Source organism: Nocardia sp. 348MFTsu5.1, from assembly GCF_000383535.1.
Classification (GTDB): Bacteria; Actinomycetota; Actinomycetes; order Mycobacteriales; family Mycobacteriaceae; genus Williamsia; species Williamsia faeni.
The window spans coordinates 179,159-196,559 of record NZ_KB911509.1 but is presented as its reverse complement, the minus strand read 5'-3'; the positions used below and the strand labels follow the sequence as shown (position 1 = coordinate 196,559).

The 17,401-nt window shown below is 65.3% G+C and carries 15 protein-coding genes and 1 pseudogene; 12 read left to right on the top strand and 4 right to left on the bottom strand.

What is annotated here, in order from left to right; genetic code table 11:
* Positions 1–382: 382 nt before the first annotated feature.
* Both H290_RS27430 and H290_RS0100820 read right to left on the bottom strand, forming a co-directional pair.
* Positions 383–1,116 (bottom strand): annotated as a pseudogene (locus H290_RS27430) (alpha/beta hydrolase).
* Positions 1,117–1,293: 177 nt separating this feature from the next.
* Positions 1,294–2,250, bottom strand: coding sequence for a LysR family transcriptional regulator (locus tag H290_RS0100820; protein ID WP_020104853.1), 957 nt, complete (start codon positions 2,248–2,250; stop codon positions 1,294–1,296).
* Positions 2,251–2,357: 107 nt separating this feature from the next.
* On the opposite strand from H290_RS0100820, the gene H290_RS27425 reads away from it, so the two are divergent.
* From H290_RS27425 to H290_RS0100760, 12 genes are all read left to right on the top strand, one after another.
* Positions 2,358–3,518 carry an XdhC family protein gene (locus H290_RS27425; RefSeq protein WP_020104852.1) on the top strand — a complete coding sequence of 387 codons (1,161 nt, stop codon included), beginning with the start codon at positions 2,358–2,360 and terminating at the stop codon, positions 3,516–3,518.
* A 78-nt stretch (positions 3,519–3,596) separates the two neighbouring features.
* A complete protein-coding gene (locus H290_RS0100810; RefSeq protein WP_020104851.1) occupies positions 3,597–4,487 on the top strand; it encodes a xanthine dehydrogenase family protein subunit M in 891 nt (296 codons plus the stop codon).
* A gap of 2 nt (positions 4,488–4,489) precedes the next feature.
* On the top strand, positions 4,490–4,984 hold the full coding sequence (locus tag H290_RS0100805) for a (2Fe-2S)-binding protein (RefSeq protein WP_020104850.1): 495 nt from the start codon (positions 4,490–4,492) through the stop codon (positions 4,982–4,984).
* Entirely contained in the window at positions 4,981–7,371 is a 2,391-nt protein-coding gene (locus H290_RS0100800; RefSeq protein WP_020104849.1) for an aerobic carbon-monoxide dehydrogenase large subunit, read from the top strand. Before H290_RS0100805 ends, H290_RS0100800 begins: the two co-directional genes overlap by 4 nt.
* Before the next feature lie 24 nt (positions 7,372–7,395).
* The gene (locus tag H290_RS0100795) at positions 7,396–8,277 is read left to right on the top strand and encodes an XdhC family protein (RefSeq protein WP_028462612.1); all 882 of its coding nucleotides are present in this window, start codon (positions 7,396–7,398) and stop codon (positions 8,275–8,277) included.
* Positions 8,274–8,882 carry an NTP transferase domain-containing protein gene (locus H290_RS0100790; RefSeq protein ID WP_020104847.1) on the top strand — a complete coding sequence of 203 codons (609 nt, stop codon included), beginning with the start codon at positions 8,274–8,276 and terminating at the stop codon, positions 8,880–8,882. Before H290_RS0100795 ends, H290_RS0100790 begins: the two co-directional genes overlap by 4 nt.
* Entirely contained in the window at positions 8,879–9,766 is an 888-nt protein-coding gene (locus H290_RS0100785) for a MoxR family ATPase (protein WP_020104846.1), read from the top strand. The genes H290_RS0100790 and H290_RS0100785 overlap by 4 nt, the downstream gene beginning before the upstream one ends.
* A 16-nt stretch (positions 9,767–9,782) precedes the next feature.
* A complete protein-coding gene (locus H290_RS0100780; protein ID WP_051121830.1) occupies positions 9,783–11,000 on the top strand; it encodes a VWA domain-containing protein in 1,218 nt (405 codons plus the stop codon).
* Between the two features lie 143 nt (positions 11,001–11,143).
* The gene (locus H290_RS0100775) at positions 11,144–11,695 is read left to right on the top strand and encodes a YceI family protein (protein ID WP_020104844.1); all 552 of its coding nucleotides are present in this window, start codon (positions 11,144–11,146) and stop codon (positions 11,693–11,695) included.
* A 213-nt stretch (positions 11,696–11,908) separates the two neighbouring features.
* Positions 11,909–13,636: an adenylate/guanylate cyclase domain-containing protein gene (locus tag H290_RS0100770; RefSeq protein ID WP_155976649.1), complete on the top strand. Its 1,728-nt coding sequence runs from the start codon at positions 11,909–11,911 to the stop codon at positions 13,634–13,636.
* A 42-nt stretch (positions 13,637–13,678) separates the two neighbouring features.
* Entirely contained in the window at positions 13,679–14,560 is an 882-nt protein-coding gene (locus H290_RS0100765) for an oxidoreductase (protein ID WP_020104842.1), read from the top strand.
* Between the two features lie 5 nt (positions 14,561–14,565).
* Positions 14,566–15,441 (top strand): oxidoreductase, encoded by an 876-nt coding sequence (locus H290_RS0100760; RefSeq protein ID WP_020104841.1) that lies wholly within the window; start codon positions 14,566–14,568, stop codon positions 15,439–15,441.
* 2 nt (positions 15,442–15,443) lie between these two features.
* Here H290_RS0100760 and H290_RS0100755 read toward each other — a convergent pair whose 3' ends face one another.
* Together H290_RS0100755 and H290_RS0100750 are read right to left on the bottom strand one after the other, a co-directional pair.
* Complete coding sequence (locus tag H290_RS0100755; protein ID WP_028462611.1) at positions 15,444–16,082, bottom strand: alpha-ketoglutarate-dependent dioxygenase AlkB; 639 nt, start codon at positions 16,080–16,082, stop codon at positions 15,444–15,446.
* A gap of 43 nt (positions 16,083–16,125) precedes the next feature.
* The gene (locus H290_RS0100750; protein WP_020104839.1) at positions 16,126–17,283 is read right to left on the bottom strand and encodes a pyridoxal phosphate-dependent aminotransferase; all 1,158 of its coding nucleotides are present in this window, start codon (positions 17,281–17,283) and stop codon (positions 16,126–16,128) included.
* Between the last annotated feature and the right edge of the window lie 118 nt (positions 17,284–17,401).

The window sequence follows — 17,401 nt, the reverse complement described above, 5'->3', positions numbered from 1 at the left end:
GGGTCACTGACAACTGACCACTGTCAACCTCAACGTCGGGAACAGATCACCACCGGTCCAGGCCGGTCCGTCGTAGCTGCGACCTTCCGGAGTGGTGAAAATCAACCTCGGGCGTCCAGTACGCGGGTCCGGGTATTGGTCGTCGAGCCAGTCGCTGTAGGTCTTCAGCAGATGATGAAACCTGCAGAGCATCTTCATCTCTGACGGATGTGTGCATCCACCCGCGCGAACCGTCGAGCGTGCCGATCCAACCGTCGACCGTGCCGAAATCACCGCCGACCGTGCCGAAACTGCTGGTGCGCAATTATTTTCGGCACGCTCAACGGCAACAACGGCACGCTCGGCGGTGGTGCGTGACGGTGCCGTCACCTGATCGGCCCCCTCACTTCAGGTGCCGGATGAAGAACCGGTTCGCCTCGTCGCTCGCGAACTGCGGGACGCCGGTGTGGCCGCCCATATTGGCTTGGAGTGTCTTCTCTTTGGAGCCGAAGGCGTCGAACAGGTCCAGTGCCCGCGGCCGGTCGTTTCCCTCGTCGTCCCACTGCAGAAGGACATGCAGCGGAATGGTCACCCGCCGGGCCTCTTCGAGAATCGTGCGGGGCACGAAACTCCCCGCGAACAGAACGGCTGCCGAAATGCGAGGGTCGACCACCGCCAGCCGGACGCCGATGGAGGTCACCCCGCCCGAGAACCCGACCGGGCCGCCGATCTCGGGCAGCGCAAGGAGTGCGTCCAGGGCGGCCCGCCATTCCGGGACCGCCTTGTCGACCAGCGGGAGGATGAGCCGGTCGACGATCTCGTCGTCGACCGGTCCGCCGGCCTCCAGCGCTCGGCGAAGGTCGGCGCGGGCCTGCTCGGCCGCTGCTGAACCGGGCCGCTCACCGCTCCAGGGGAGCTCGATGGTGGCCGCGGCGAAACCCTCTGCCACGGCGTCTTGGGCTCGGGCCTGCAGTCGCGGGTACATCTTGCGCAACCCGAGGGGAGGATGGCCGAGCAGGATCAGTGGTACCGGTGCGGATGCTGACCCGGGCGTCCACAGAATGCGGGGATCTCGCCGAGGGTGAATTCGCGTTCGAGGACGCCGTCATCGAGGCGCTGCTGCGTGGTGAATTGCATGGTCGTGCCTTTCGGGATTGCAGTGAAGCGGCGCTCCCGGACGACCTATCGCCCGACCATGGCCCCGGAGTGGAGCACCCATGTCGATATTGCGTTCACGGGTATCACCTCCACGTCTCGTACGGCCTTCAAGAAAAGTAGCAGCGGCCGCCGTGGTCCGCCAACAGATTTTCTTGCCTAGCTCCACAGCGTCACATGTACTTTTGGCCGAAACCGGGTGACCCCCACGCCGGAGCCGCGGATCATCGCCTGCGTGCACCGGGGTGTGGTGATGAACCTCAACAGTTCGGAGACCGCGGGTTGGCGGGCCGCAGGAGGCAGCGTCGACGCGCACCATTGGCTTGCAATCTGCAGTCCGGGTGCCTTGATCTGGACAAGGCGTCCCGCGGCCAGATCGGCGGCGACCGCAAAGCCGATGCTCAGAGTCACCCCGGCGGAACGGTGGACCTCCTCGAGTGCGGCGGCATCACTCTGAAATATCCGCTGCGAAGATTCTGCGATTCCGATGTCTCGCAACATCTTTGCCTCCGCGCCGGTGGAGCTTCCGGCGCTGGGCCCGAGCAGCCACTGCTGTTCCTGCAGCAGTGCCGGTGTGGGCAAGCCCGATGCGAGTGGATTGTTCGGCGCCGCGACCGTGATGAGTTGGTAGTTGAGGAATGGTCGCACCGCGATGGTGCCGGTCGGCGATGCTGCCTGTGGGCCCAGTGCGACGTCGACGGCCCGGGATTCGACGAGGTTCTTGAACTCACTGGTCGGATGCACGCTCAGCTCGACCGAGAGATCGTTGGCGCGGGCGGCGAACAGCTCGATGAGGCCCGGGGCCGCGTGCTCGGCGAATGAGCTCGACGCCGCGATGTTGAGCCGGCGACGACCGCGTGCGGCCTCTCCGACCTCGATCACGGTCTGCTGTTGCAGACCGAGGATCTCGGTGGCCCGACTGGCCAGGCGAAGCCCACCGGGCGTGAACGCCAATCCGCTTGCGGTCGGAGTGAACAGTGGGTCGTTGAACTCCTTACGGAGTTGCGCGACGTGAGTGGACACCCCGGCGTCGGACATGTTCAGCTCTTGCGCCGCGCCATGCACAGAACCGTGCCGCACCACGGCGGAATAGGCTCGAAGCTGAGCGGGTGTCACGTTCCGAGCCTACGTTGGAGGTCAGGCCCGAAACGTCGATTCGCGAAGGGCCAAACACAAAGGGCCGCGGCCACAACGGAACGCGGGTCGCATGGAGGAATTTGAGAATGCAGGACGTGCTTGCCGATCTGATGCGCATCTGGCGTTCCGGAGGAACGGCCGGAGTCGGCACGGTCGTACGGACGTTTCGGTCCGCGCCGAGGCCCGCCGGGGCGTTGATGGTGGTCGCGCCTGACGGTACGGTCAGCGGTTCGGTCTCGGGCGGATGTGTGGAGGGCGCGGTCTACGATCTGGCCGGCGAGGCCGCACAAAGTGGTCAGCCGATGTTGGAACGCTACGGCGTCTCGGACGACGACGCGTTCGCGGTGGGCCTGACATGCGGCGGGATTCTGGATGTGTTCGTCGAGGCGATCTCGCAGGAGACTTTTCCCGAGCTCGGCGAGATCGCCGACGACATCGCCAATCATCAACCCGTCGCGATCGCGACGGTCATCGAACACCCGGATTCCGAGTGGGTGGGACGACGGCTCGTGGTCCGGCCGGCAACGGTCGCCGGGCAACTGGGCTCGGACCGCATGGACGACGCCGTGGTCGACGATGCGCGCGGGCTTCTCGCAGCCGGGCGCACCGAGGTCCTGCACTACGGTCCCGACGGACAGCGGCGCGGTGAAGGGATGACGGTATTCGTGTCCAGTCATGCCCCGCGCCCGCGAATGCTGGTGTTCGGGGCCATCGATTTCGCCGCTGCGGTTGCCCAGCAGGGATCGTTTCTCGGCTACCGCGTGACGGTTTGCGATGCGCGTCCGGTCTTCGCCACGTCGGCGCGGTTTCCCACCGCCGACGAGGTGGTTGTCGAATGGCCGCATCGCTACCTGGCTGCGCAGGTGGAGGCGGGTGCGCTCGACGGCCGCACGATCATCTGCGTCCTGACCCACGACCCGAAGTTCGACGTCCCGTTGCTCGAGGTCGCACTGACGATGCCCGAGGTGGGTTATGTCGGTGCGATGGGGTCGCGACGCACACATGACGACCGGGTCGAGCGGCTGCGAGCCGTGGGTTTGACCGACGCCCAGATCTCACGGCTGGCGAGTCCGATCGGCCTCGATCTCGGTGCTCGGACCCCGGAGGAGACCGCGGTGTCGATCGCGGCCGAGATCATCGCGCGCCGCTGGGGCGGCGGCGGCCGGCCACTGAGCGAAACCGGCGGCCGAATCCACCATGAGCAGGAATCTCCTGTTGTCGAGAGCCCGGCGCCGACAGCGAATTAAGTGATCCCTTAATTCGGTCTTGACCCTGGTGCCAGGTGGGGTCACTGTGATCACCTCCACCAGTGTGAGGTAGGTCACATGCAAGTTCCAGGACCCTTTGAGTACGAACGCGCAACGGGCGTCGCAGACGCCATCGGACTGCTCGACCGGCTCGGGGAGGAGGCGCGTGTGGTCGCCGGCGGGCACAGCCTGCTCCCGATGATGAAACTGCGCCTGGCCAATCCCGAGTATCTGATCGACATCAACGATCTTGCCGCCGAGTTGGGGTACGTCATCTGTGACCCGACGCTGGTCCGCATCGGGGCGATGGTCCGCCATCGTCAGGCTCTCGAATCGGACGACCTGGCAGCGGTCTGCCCGATCTTCCGGGACGCCGAACGGGTGATCGCAGACCCGGTGGTCCGGAACCGGGGCACCGTCGGCGGCTCGCTCTGCCAGGCCGACCCGGCCGAAGACCTGACCACGGTGTGCACCGTACTCGGGGCGACATGCCAGGTACGGGGACCCGGCGGTGACCGGGAGATCTCGATGGACGACTTCTTGGTGGGTCCCTATGAGACCGCGATGGCGCCCAATGAGCTGCTGATCGAGGTCAGGATCCCCATCCGGCTCGGAACATCGAGTGCTTATGCGAAAGTCGAACGGCGAGTGGGTGATTGGGCTGCCACCGCCGCGGGGTCGTGTGTCACCCTCGAGGGTGGCGTGATCGCGGCGGCCCGGGTCGGACTGACCGCGGTCAATCCGGATGAGGCGGGCCTTGCTGAGGTTGCTGCCGGGCTCATCGGCAACTCGCCGAGCGAAGAGCTGTACGCCGAGGCCGGCCGTCTCGCGTCGGCGGCATGTTCGCCGTTGACCGACAGTCGTGGAACCGCCGCCTACAAAAGGCATCTCGCCTCCGAGCTGACCATTCGCACACTCCGCAAGTCCGTCGAACGCGTGATGGCCGCGCCGACCCCGGAAGGGAACTGATCATGCAGGTGAATCTGACTGTCAATGGCGAGGCCGTCGAGGCCGACGTCGAGCCACGGCTGCTGCTGGTCCACTTCCTCCGGGATCACTTGCGGCTCACCGGAACCCACTGGGGATGCGACACCAGCAACTGTGGCACCTGCGTGGTGGAGGTCGATGGGGAACCGGTGAAATCGTGCACGATGCTGGCGGTCATGGCCGACGGCCGCTCGGTGCGCACGGTCGAAGGCCTCGAGGTCGACGGCAAGCTCGATCCTGTGCAAGAAGGTTTCATGCAGTGCCACGGCCTGCAATGCGGGTTCTGCACACCCGGGATGATGATCACCGCCCGAGCGTTGCTCGACCGGAATCCGGACCCCGACGAGGACACCATCCGGGAAGCGATCTCGGGCCAGATCTGCCGCTGCACCGGCTACACCACCATCGTGCGATCGATTCGATGGGCGGCCGAGCACGGGGCTGATGCGGCAACTGAACCCATCGGGAGTTCGTCATGACCACGGTGCACACACGACCCGAGGACACGGTCGACAACGACCACAAGCCCTGCGGGCACGGCAAGATGCTGCGCAAAGAAGACCCCCGGTTCATCCGGGGTCGCGGCAACTATGTCGACGACGTCACCCTGCCCGGAATGCTGCATCTGGCGATTCTGCGGTCGCCGGTGGCGCACGGACGCATTGTCAGCATCGACACCACTGCCGCGCAGGCTCATCCGAAGGTCAAGGCGGTGGTCACCGGTGCCGATCTGGCCGAGAAGGGTCTGGCCTGGATGCCGACCCTGTCGAACGACGTGCAGGCGGTTCTCGCCACCGACAAGGTCAGGTTCCAGGGACAGGAGGTGGCATTTGTTGTCGCCGAGGACCGGTATTCGGCGCGCGACGCACTGGAACTGATCGACGTCGACTACGAGATCCTCGACCCCGTCGTCGACGCGCGCCGGGCGCTCGCCGACGATGCCCCTGTCATCCGCACCGATCTGGAAGGCAAGACCGACAATCACTGCTTCGACTGGGAGACAGGCGATGCCGCCGCGACGGAGGCGGTGTTCGCGCGCGCCGAGGTGGTGGTGAAGCAGGAGATGGTCTATCCGCGAGTGCATCCCGCACCGATGGAGACCTGCGGGGCGGTCGCCGATCTGGATCCGGTGTCGGGCAAGTTGACGCTGTGGTCGACGAGCCAGGCACCGCACGCACACCGAACGCTCTACGCGTTGGTGGCCGGGCTGCCCGAACACAAGATCCGGGTCATCTCGCCCGACATCGGTGGCGGATTCGGCAACAAGGTCCCGATCTACCCGGGCTACGTCTGCGCGATCGTGGCGTCGCTGGTACTGGGCAAGCCGGTCAAGTGGATGGAGGACCGCAGCGAAAACCTCACCAGCACAGGCTTTGCCCGCGACTACATCATGGTGGGCGAGATCGCCGCGACCCGCGAGGGAAAGATCCTCGCGATCCGGTCGAACGTGCTGGCCGACCACGGTGCCTTCAATGGCACGGCTGCTCCGGTGAAGTATCCGGCCGGATTCTTCGGGGTGTTCACCGGTAGCTACGACATCGAGGCCGCCTACGCGAAGATGAATGCCGTCTACACCAACAAGGCACCCGGTGGTGTCGCCTATGCCTGCTCGTTCCGGATCACCGAGGCCGTGTATTTCGTCGAGCGCCTGGTCGATTGCCTGGCGCAGGAACTGAAGATCGATCCCGCACAGCTTCGGCTGCAGAATCTCCTTCGCCCCGAACAGTTTCCGTACAAGAGCAAAACCGGATGGCTGTACGACTCGGGTGACTACGAGAAGACGATGCGGTTGGCGATGGAGATGATCGGCTACGACGAGCTGCGGAAGGAACAAAAAGAAAAGCGAGCCCGCGGAGAGCTGATGGGTATCGGGATGTCGTTCTTCACCGAAGCGGTCGGGGCCGGTCCGCGCAAGGACATGGACATTCTCGGTCTGGGTATGGCAGACGGCTGCGAGCTGCGGGTCCACCCCACGGGCAAAGCCGTTGTCCGACTGTCGGTACAGAGCCAGGGGCAGGGTCACGAGACAACGTTCGCCCAGATCGTCGCGGAAGAGCTGGGTATCCCGCCGGACGACATCGACGTGGTGCACGGCGATACCGACCAGACCCCGTTCGGTCTCGGAACCTACGGCAGCCGGTCCACGCCGGTGTCCGGTGCGGCTGCGGCCCTGGTGGCTCGCAAGGTCCGCGACAAGGCGAAGATCATCGCCTCCGGCATGCTCGAAGCGTCGGTGGCCGACCTGGAGTGGGAGAAGGGGTCGTTCCACGTCAAAGGTGATCCGTCCGCTTCGGTGACGATCTCCCAGATCGCGATGCGGGCCCACGGCGCCGGTGACCTACCCGAGGGGATCGAGGGCGGTCTGGATGCCCAAATCTGTTACAACCCGGAGAATCTCACCTATCCCTACGGCGCGTACTTCTGTGTTGTCGACATCGATCCCGGTACCGCGCAGGTGAAGGTGCGCCGGTTCCTGGCCGTGGATGATTGTGGCACCCGGATCAATCCGATGATCATCGAAGGTCAGGTGCACGGTGGTATCGCCGACGGCATCGGGATGGCGCTGATGGAGATCATCGAATTCGACGAGAGCGGGAATTGCCTCGGTGGCTCGCTGATGGACTATCTGATCCCGACGTCCTTGGAGGTTCCACATCTGGAGACCGGGTTCACGGTGACACCGTCGCCGCATCATCCCATCGGCGCGAAGGGTATCGGCGAGTCCGCCACGGTCGGATCGCCGCCGGCAGTGGTCAACGCGGTCGTCGATGCGCTTGCGCCGTACGGGGTTCGGCACGCCGACATGCCCCTGACGCCGTCCCGCGTCTGGGAGGCCATGCAGGGCCGGGCGACCCCGCCGATCTGAATGGAGAAGACCATGACCACATCGATCACGGTGGGTGAACGCGTCAAACAGTTGATGTCCCGGCGTACTCCGTTTGTGCACGCAACCGTGGTTCGGGCCCAGCAGCCGACCTCGGCGCACGCCGGTGACGAGGCAATCCTGTTGTCCGATGGCACAATCGAAGGATTCGTCGGAGGGCAATGTGCGCAGAACTCGGTACGCCGCGCCGCACTCGGGGCGCTGCAAGGTGGTGAGAGCGTCTTGTTGCGGGTGCTGCCCGATGGTGATCTGCATTTCCCGGAGGCGGCAGGGGCCTCGGTGGTGGTGAATCCCTGCCTGTCCGGTGGTGCCCTCGAGATCTTCCTCGAACCGCAGATCCCGAGTCCGCTGGTGCGGATCTGTGGGTCGGCTCCGATCGCCCAAGCGCTGTCGCAGATGTGTGAACTGGTCGGCTTCGAGGTCGAACAGAGTGATTCCGACGACGCGCTGACCGATACCACCGCGGTGGTGATCGCGAGTCATGGCGGCGCCGAGGCAGCGATGATCCGTTCGGCCCTGAACGCCGGCGTGGGCTATATCGGGTTGGTGGCCAGCCGGGTTCGCGGGGCATCGGTGCTCTCGGAGGTCGCGCCCACCACGGCCGAGCGACTCCGGATCCATACGCCGGTCGGCCTCGACATCGGTGCGAAGACCTCGGCGGAGATCGCCGTGTCGATCGTCGCCGAACTCATCGCGGCCATCCGCGGGGGAGGCGTCGTCGCCGTGCCCCGGCCCACCGCCCTCGCACGTGAGGCGGTGGATCCGGTCTGCGGCATGACCGTGACCATCGGGCCGGACACGGTGCACGCCGTGCGGGACGATGTCGATCACTGGTTCTGCTGCACCGGTTGTCGAGATGCGTATCTTTCGGCGATCGGATCCCCATGACAGTCGGTCATCGATCGGCGGTGGTACTCGCCGCCGGTGACTCCCGCAGACTCGGCGTGCCGAAACAGCTTCTGCCATACCGGGAGACAACGCTTCTCGGGGCAACGCTCGACATGGTCCGCAGTTGTGGGTTCGATCAGATCGTCATGACACTCGGCAAGGATGCCGAGGCGGTGCGCGACCAAGTCGATCTCGCCGGTCTCGATGCGATCGAGGTCGAGGACAGTGGTTCCGGCTGTGGATCGTCGCTGCGATCGGCGGTCGCCGCGGTGGACCGGCGTGCGGGTGGCCTGGTTCTTTTTCTCGGTGATCAACCCGGGATCGCGACATCAACGGTCCGGCGCCTGTTGACGCAGGCGGAAGACGGTGAAGGTACATCAGCGCAGATCGTGGTGACCCGATATCGAGGACATGCCGGGCATCCATTCTGGCTGGACCGCAGCGTGTTTCCGGCCGTTATCCGGTTGCGGGGCGACAAGGGCCTGTGGAAACTCATCGCCTCCGGGCGTTTCGGTACCGCGACGCTGGAGGTCGACACCGCGGTCCCACCGGATGTCGACACCTGGGACGACTACCTCGATCTGTTGTCTGCAGCACCGACATGATCGAGGCATTCACCGATGTCGCCGATGTGGTCCGCCGGTTCGATGAACACGACCACCTGCTTGACGTCGGCAGCGCGACAGCGTTCTATCTGGCCACGACGCTGGGCAGGCCGTTGCTGCTCGAAGGTGAACCGGGAGTCGGCAAGACAACCGCAGCAAAGACTTTGGCAGCGGTACTCGGGGCGCCGCTGGTGCGATTGCAGTGCTATGAAGGGCTGACCGCCAACGAGGCCCTGTACGACTGGAATTATCAGCGGCAGTTGCTGAGTATCAGGCTCGCCGAATCGCGCGGGACCGACATCTCCGAAGCAGACCTGTTCACCGACGACTTCTTGATCGACCGTCCGATCCTGCACTGTGTCAGGTACCGCGGTGAGATACCTCCGGTGCTGCTGATCGACGAAATAGACCGTGCCGATGATGAATTCGAAGCCCTGCTGTTGGAGTTCCTCGGCGAGGCGGCCGTCACGGTTCCCGAGCTGGGCACGTTCGTCGCCCAGACTCCGCCCATCGTGGTGCTGACCTCCAACCGCAGCCGCGACCTCCACGATGCCCTTCGTCGCCGCTGCCTGTACCACTGGATCGACTTTCCCGAGCCGGCCCGGGCGGTGGCGATCGTTCGCCGGACCGTACCTGGTGCCACTGCGGCATTGATCGATCAGGCAACCCGGTTCGTGTCGCAGGCGCGCGGACTCGACCTCGACAAGCCGCCGGGGATCTCGGAGACGATCGACTGGCTGGCGGCGCTGGTTGCCCTGGGAGTCGCCGATCTGGTCGCCGACGAGGCGTCGGCGGGACTCAGTGCGCTGGCCAAGACCCCTGATGACCGGATCGTCGTCCACGAGGCGTTCACGGAGTTCGCCGGCGGTCTGAGCACCGCGTGAGAAGGAGAAACCGGACGTGAGCGTTGCGGCGGGGAGAGCTGCCGCGGTGCTGCGCGGCGTGGATCTCGCTGCGTTTGCCGTTGCGCTGGACGCCCACCTGCGTCGCGGCGGGGTCGGGGTGTCGGCCAGTGGACCGACCAAGTTCGTGGAGGCCATGCGTCAACTGGCGCCCCGCACCAGATCCGAGCTCTACTGGGCTGCCCGTCTGACCCTTGTCGACCGGGCCGAGGACCTGGCGTCGTTCGACGCGGTCTTCGATGCGGTGTTCACCGATTCGGTCCTGGGGCTCGATCCGCCGGGCAGAGCGGACTCGGTACCAGGTGCGGGGCCATCGATTCCGGATCCGGATGGGGCCCGCCCGGGACCGCCGGACAGCGAGACCGGCGGTCTGCCCTGGGCCACGAGACGGACGGCCGTCGGTGCGGTGGAGCCGACTTCGGACGGGGCGTCACTACCGGACCTGTTGCCGAGCCGGCTCGTGGCGAGGGCCGACGAGCCGTTCGAATCCTTTGACACCGACGACTTGCGGACGCTGGGTGCGTGGCTCGAACATGCGGTGGCACGCTGGCCCCGCCGGACATCCCGGCGCCACGAGTACGGCCGTCGCGGACCGGTCGTCGACTTCCGGGCGACGATGAACCGTTCGCGCCGAACCGGCTTCGAGGCCGCGGTCCTGATCCGCCGCCGGCCGCGCCGGCGCCGGCGCCGGGTGGTCTTCATCTGTGATGTCAGCGGGTCCATGCAGCCGTACACAACGACATACCTGCATCTGATGCGGGCTGCGGTCGACCGGCGCTCGATGATCCGGCCGGAGGTGTTCGCATTTTCGACGTCGTTGACGAAACTGACGGCGATCCTCGCGGGGCGATCGCCGGAAGCGGCGGTTGCGAAGGCGAATGACAAGGTCGCCGACCGGTTCGGGGGAACCCGCGTCGGCCACAGCCTGGCCGAACTCGTCGGGTCGCCGGCGGGGCATTCGCTCAGGGGCTCGCTGGTGGTGATCGCCTCGGACGGATGGGACAGCGACGAGCCGGAGGTTGTCGAGCGTGCGATGGCGAGGATCTCCCGCCGCGCCTGGCGGGTGGTCTGGATCAATCCCCGGGCCGGAGAGCCGGGCTACGAGCCGACGGCCGGTTCGATGGCCGCGGCGCTGCCTTACTGCGATGCCTTCGTGCCGGGACGGACGCTCGCGGACCTTCACGAGCTGTTGCTGCTGCTGGAAAGACTGTCGTGATGTGTGTCCGGTCACATTTGATTCGCGTTGTCCCAGGTCAGGTCATATTGCGCGATTTAGGGCCATCACCGGGGAATGAAATCGGACCGGGGTCCGGTTACACCTGATGTAGCCCCGACCAACCACTTTTCAAGGAGCATCACATGACTGCCACCATCACCACCACCGATCTGGAAACCGGCACCTGGACCATCGACGCGACGCACTCGGCCGTTGCCTTCTCGGTTCGCCACCTGATGGTGAGCAAGGTTCGTGGAAACTTCGAAACCTTCTCGGGAGCCATCACGGTCGACGAGAACGGCGTCCCGTCGGTCACCGCCGAGATCGATGTCGCCTCCATCAACACCGGCAACGAAGGCCGTGACGGCCACATCCGCTCGGCAGACTTTTTCGAGGTCGAGAAGTACCCGACCGCGACGTTCACCTCGACCTCGGTCAAGGCTGACGGCGATGACTACCTGGTCGACGGTGACTTCAGCCTCCACGGCGTGACCCGCCCGATCACCCTCAAGCTCGAGTTCAACGGTGTCAACCCCGGCATGGGCAACGGCCCGGTCGCAGGTTTCGAGGCTTCGGTTGTCATCAACCGCAAGGACTTCGGCATCAGCCTCGACATGCCGCTGGAGACCGGTGGCAGCGTTGTCGGCGACAAGATCACCATCACCCTCGAGATCGAGGCCGGCAAGTCTGCCTGATCGGTTGACCCCTCGACCCTGATCAGGTTCACGCGGCGGTCGCACAACCCGGAAGATCCCGGATGTGCGACCGCCGCTTTGCGTTCGGTCGCCGTCGACCCCGCCGCGCAGTGAGCCGGGGCCGGGCCGGGAAATCGTATAGTGGCCCATAACTTCGATCGAGATCTGGGCGCACCCAGTGGTCCGGTGATCTGCGGTGAGAGTAGGTGGACTTTGACGGCGCATCCGGCCGGCCGACGTTCCCGGCTCGCCGACGCCTTCCGGCGGATTCGCAGTATCGACAGCTGGCTGAATCACTACGTCGATGTGCCCGATCCGAGTCTGGATGGTCCGGTCAGCCGTCGGCAGGTCGCCAACCGCTTGGTAATCCTGGCGGGGATCGGCATCACGGTCAGGAATCTTGTCGCAACAGTCGAAACCGTGATCATGATCCAATTGGTGATGACCGGTGGTGAGCTGAGCATCAGGGGCATGATCGACGGGGCCGACATTCCGGTCATGATCTGCTCGGCGGGCATCGGAGTGCTGGTCGGATCGTTGGTCGCCACCGCCGTGATGTATCCACAGCTCACCTGGTTTGTGAAAACCGTGCCGGCATCCCCGGATCGGCGCAGATCGATTCAGATGATGCCGTTGCAGCAGGCCGGTTGTGTGCTGCTCACGTGGGGTATCGGTGCGTTGATCTACATTCCGTTCGGGCTCGACGGCACCGCTGTCGAGTTCGTCGTTTTCGGGTCGGCGCTCCTGATGGCTGCCGTATCGGCCGCCTGCCTCACCTATCTTCTTGTCGAACGGGTGTCGCGGCCACTGGTGGCGATCGCCTTGCGCGACGGTGTCCTCGGCCGGTCCATCCTGGGCGTCCGCGAACGTCTGATCGCGGTCTGGACCGTCTTTTGCGCCGTCCCGTTGGCCGGCATCATCGCCATCAACGTCGGCCGGCTCTCGGACTGGCTACCCGCGAGCCATTACGTCATCGACGTACCGACGGTGGTGCTCGCCTCCTTTGCTCTGATCGGTGGCGTCCGTGGGACCGTGCTGGTGTCCCGGTCGATCACCGATCCGCTCGGTGAGATCCGCAACGGGATGGAGCGGGTGAGAGCGGGCCAGTCGCACCCGATACTCGAGGTCTACGACTCCTCCGAACTGGGAATCGTGCAACAGGGTTTCAACGACATGGTGTCCGGGCTGGCGGAGCGTGAGCAGATCAGAGAGCTGTTCCAACGGCACGTCGGTGACGGAGTCGCGAAGCTGGCGCTGGAACAGGGCGCGGGCTTCCACGGCGAGAACACGTTTGTCGGAGTGATCTTCGTCGATGTCCAGGGGTCGACGAAGCTCGCGGAACAGGAAGCGCCCGAAACGGTCGCGACCCTGCTCAACAGCTTCTTCGCGATCGTCGCCGAGGTCGTGGACCGGCACAGCGGTTTCATCAACAAGTTCGAGGGTGACGCCGCCCTGGCCATCTTCGGTGCGCCGACTGCGGTGTCCGACCCGGCGGGTTCCGCGCTGGCCGCAGCCCGTGAGCTGTATGCCGAACTCGAAGTGCTTCGACCACTCCATTTTTCGATCGGGGTGTCGGCCGGCACGGTGTTCGCCGGCAACATCGGGGCGGTGATGCGCTACGAGTACACGGTGATCGGAGATACGGTCAACGAGGCGGCGCGGTTGTCCGAGGCGGCGAAATCGGTTCGTGCACACGTCTTGGCGAGTGGTTCGGCGATCGATGCCTCGGACGACGAGCACGGTTACTGGGACTCGATCGGGACGCTGGTGTTGCGGGGGCGTGCGGTGCCGACGAAGCTTTACACGATTCCCCTGGATCGCGAGCAGGGGAGCCGTAGCCTGAAGTCGTTGATCGGCACCGCATTCAAGGTGCCGACAACCATGTCCGGTGTTGTCGGGGACGGAACCCGGTCGCTGTTCGGAATGCGTGACCGGAGATAGCAACACATCGATGCTCGAACGACGAGGGGTTAGGTAGAGACGATGACATGGACCACGGCGGATATCGGAGATCAGAGCGGTCGCACGTTCCTGATCACCGGAGCCAACAGCGGACTCGGTGAACAAACCGCACTGGCACTGGGTTCCGCCGGCGCGAACGTGATCCTGGCCTGCCGAACAGTTGCAAAAGCGGAGCCCGTCGCGGCCCGGATCGGCTCCAATGCCAGCATCACCGAGCTCGACCTCGCCGATCTGAGTTCCGTTCGCGCCTGCGCCGAGCGGACCGGTCCCATCGACGTCCTGATCAACAACGCGGGTGTCATGGCAATCCCGCAGGGGCGCACGGTCGACGGCTTCGAAAAACAGATCGGCACCAACCACTTCGGGCACTTTGCACTCACCGGTCTGCTCCTTCCCAAGATCGCCGACCGGGTGGTCACCTTGTCATCGACGATGCACAAGATCGGCAAGATCGACCTCGAGGACCCGAATTATCGGCAACGCTCGTACTCCCGATGGCCCGCATATGGTCAGTCGAAACTGGCCAATCTGCAGTTCTCCTACGAACTCGCGCGACGGTTGGGTGCGGCCGGGTCGACCGTGAAATCGATGGCGGCCCATCCCGGATACGCGGCCACCGAACTGCAGTCACACACAGAATCGGTGTGGGACCGCCTGATGGGTCTGGGGAACCTCATGGCCCAATCGGCTGCCGACGGCGCGCTGCCCAGCCTGTACGCCGCGACCTCGGATCATGCCCGATCCGGCGGCTTCTACGGTCCGACCAAACTCGGTGGGATGCGCGGGGCACCGGGGCCGGCCACGGGCAACAAACGATCACGCGACGAACTGGTCGCCGCCGGGCTCTGGGAACTCTCCGAATCGCTGACCGGCGTGACCTACTCCGTCGATCCGAAGCTCTAGCACTGATGGGGTGGACGCTCGACGACATACCTGATCAGACCGGCCGAACGTTTGTTGTCACCGGTGCCAACGGCGGGTTGGGTGAATACATCACCAGCGCGCTCGCCGGCAGAGGTGCAACAGTGGTCATGGCCTGCCGCGACACCTCAAAGGCCGGTCGCCTCGCCACCCGGATCGACGGCGATCTCGAGGTCGCTCACCTTGATCTCGGAGATCTGTCTTCCGTTCGGGCCTTTGCCGATCAGGTCGGTCCGTGCGATGTTCTGATCAACAACGCCGGGGTGATGAACACTCCGTTCCGGCTGACGGTGGACGGGTTCGAAACCCAGTTCGGCGTCAATCATCTCGGCCATTTCGCTCTCACCGGGCTGCTGCTGGACAAGGTGGCAGACCGCGTGGTCACGGTCGCGAGCCTCGCGCACCGGCAGACGCCGACGCTGCACATCGACGACCTCAACTATGAGAATCGGCGATACGTCCGCGCCGTCGCCTACGGCCAGTCGAAGCTCGCCAATCTGATGTTCGCCCGCGAACTGCAGCGGCGGTTGCAGGCGGCCGGGTCGAAGAAGCGTTCGTATGCGGTACACCCCGGCGTCTCGTCGACCGAACTGTTCTCTCACACAGAGACTTTCATCGACAAGCTGGCCAGACCGGCGACGAGATTGGTTGGGCATCATCCACGCAAGGCTGCGCAGTCGACGATCTTCGCCGCGACAGAAGCTGATGCCGACCCGCGGGTTTACTGGGGTCCGACCCGGTTGATGGGGATGCGCGGGCCGGTGGGGGAATCGCCATCGACCGGGCTGTCCAAAGACGTCGAGCTTGCGGCGCAGCTGTGGACGGCATCAGAGAAGCTCACCGGTGTGACCTATCCGGTCTGAGGTCACCACACCCCCGGAGGACGGAACTGAACACTGACCCGGGGGCCGACGCCGGTGGTTTTCGGGACGGCATGCTGCCACGTGCGCTGGCAGCTGCCGCCCATCACCAGCAGGTCGCCGTGGCCGAGCGTGAATCGCAGTGAGGGGCCGCCGGTGACCGGGCGCAACATGAGCGGTCGCGGAGATCCCAGAGAGAGGATCGCAACCATCGTGTCTTCGGACTTGCCCCGGCCGATGGTGTCCCCGTGCCAGGCGACACTGTCAGTGCCGTTGCGGTACAGGCACAACCCAGCCGATGCGAATCCCTCCGGCAGCTCGGCGCGGTAGTTGTCGGTCAAGGCGTCGCGGCAGGTGCGAAGCAGTGGATGTGGAGTATCGGCGGCGTCGAGGTACTGGCTGACCAGGCGCGGCACCTCGAGATAGCGGTCGTACATCTGCCGCTTCTCGGCGCGCCACGGCACGTCGGCGCGCAGTCGGTCGAAGAGCTCGTCGGCACCGGTGACCCAACCCGGTCGCAGGTCGACCCAGGCGCCATCGGTGAGCTCCCGGCGGACCACTCGACCCGCCAGCGGATTCAACGCGGCGGGGATGGCTGCGTCGCTGAGGTCCTCGAACAGCGACACCTGACGACCCGGAGTCATGGTCCTGACCATACCGCGATTAGAACACATGTGCGAATTTTGGTCAGGCCAACGCGCGCAGCCGCCGGGCGGCTTCTTCGATGACGTTGTCGCGCTTGGCGAACGCGAACCGGACCAGATGGCTCCACTGGTCGTGGTGATCGACGAACGCGCTCACCGGGACCGCGGCGACCCCGATCCGGCCGGGCAGCTCGCGGCAGAAGGCCGCCCCGTCGTGATAGCCGAGCGGACGGGGGTCGGCGACGACGAAGTAAGTGCCCTCGCTGCGATGCACGTCGAATCCGACATCGGTCAGTGCACCGGTGATGAGATCACGGCTGCGCTCGAGTCGGGCCGCGGAGCCGCGAACCCAATCCATCTCGGTGTCGAGGGCCAAGGCGATGGCCGGCTGGAACGGTCCGCTGCCGACGTAGCTCATGAACTGCTTGGCGGCGCGGGCGGCGGCAACCAGTTCGGCCGGCCCGCTGATCCAGCCGACCTTCCATCCGGTGCAGTTGAAGGTCTTCCCGGCCGACGAGATCCGCAGCGTCCGCTCCTTCATGCCCGGCAGGGTTGCCAGCGGAGTGTGCGTGCGGTTGTCGAACAGCAGATGCTCGTAGACCTCGTCGGTCAGCGCCACCACGTCGTTGCTGATGCAGGCGGCCGCGATGGCGTTCAGATCATCGTCGGAAAGGACTGTGCCGGTGGGATTGTGCGGCGAGTTGATGATGACCAGGGACGTTTGGGGGGTGATCGCGCGGTTCAACGCGTCGCGGTCGAGGGTGAAGCCGTCGCCGTCCGGAACGAGCGGGACGGTGACCCGGTTGGCGCCGGCCATCGCGGTGGCGGCGGCGTAGCAGTCGTAATACGGCTCGATCATCACCACGTCGGTGCCCGGCTCGACCAGGCCGACAACCGCACCGGCGATCGCCTCGGTGGCACCGACGGTGATCAGGACCTCGGTGTCCGGGTCGTACTGCAGCCCGTAGTGGTCGAGTTGATGCCGCGCAACGGCCGCCCGCAGTTCGGGGATCCCGGGGCCGGGCGGGTACTGGTTGTGTCCGGTGGCGATCGCATCCTGCGCGGCCATGAGCATCGACAGCGGGCCATCGGTGTCCGGGAAGCCCTGCCCGAGATTGATGGCATCGTGCTGGACTGCCAACTGGGACATCTCAGCGAAGATGGTCGACGAGAACGGTTGTAGCCGTTTGACGATCCGCATGTCTGCTGCCCTCCTGGAAAGTCCGCGTGCCTGCAGCAGTCAACGCTACAGCGGTCACCCGATCCGATGCGTTCATCTCGGTGCCGCAATGGTCGGCGGGCTAGGCTCAGAATCTCAT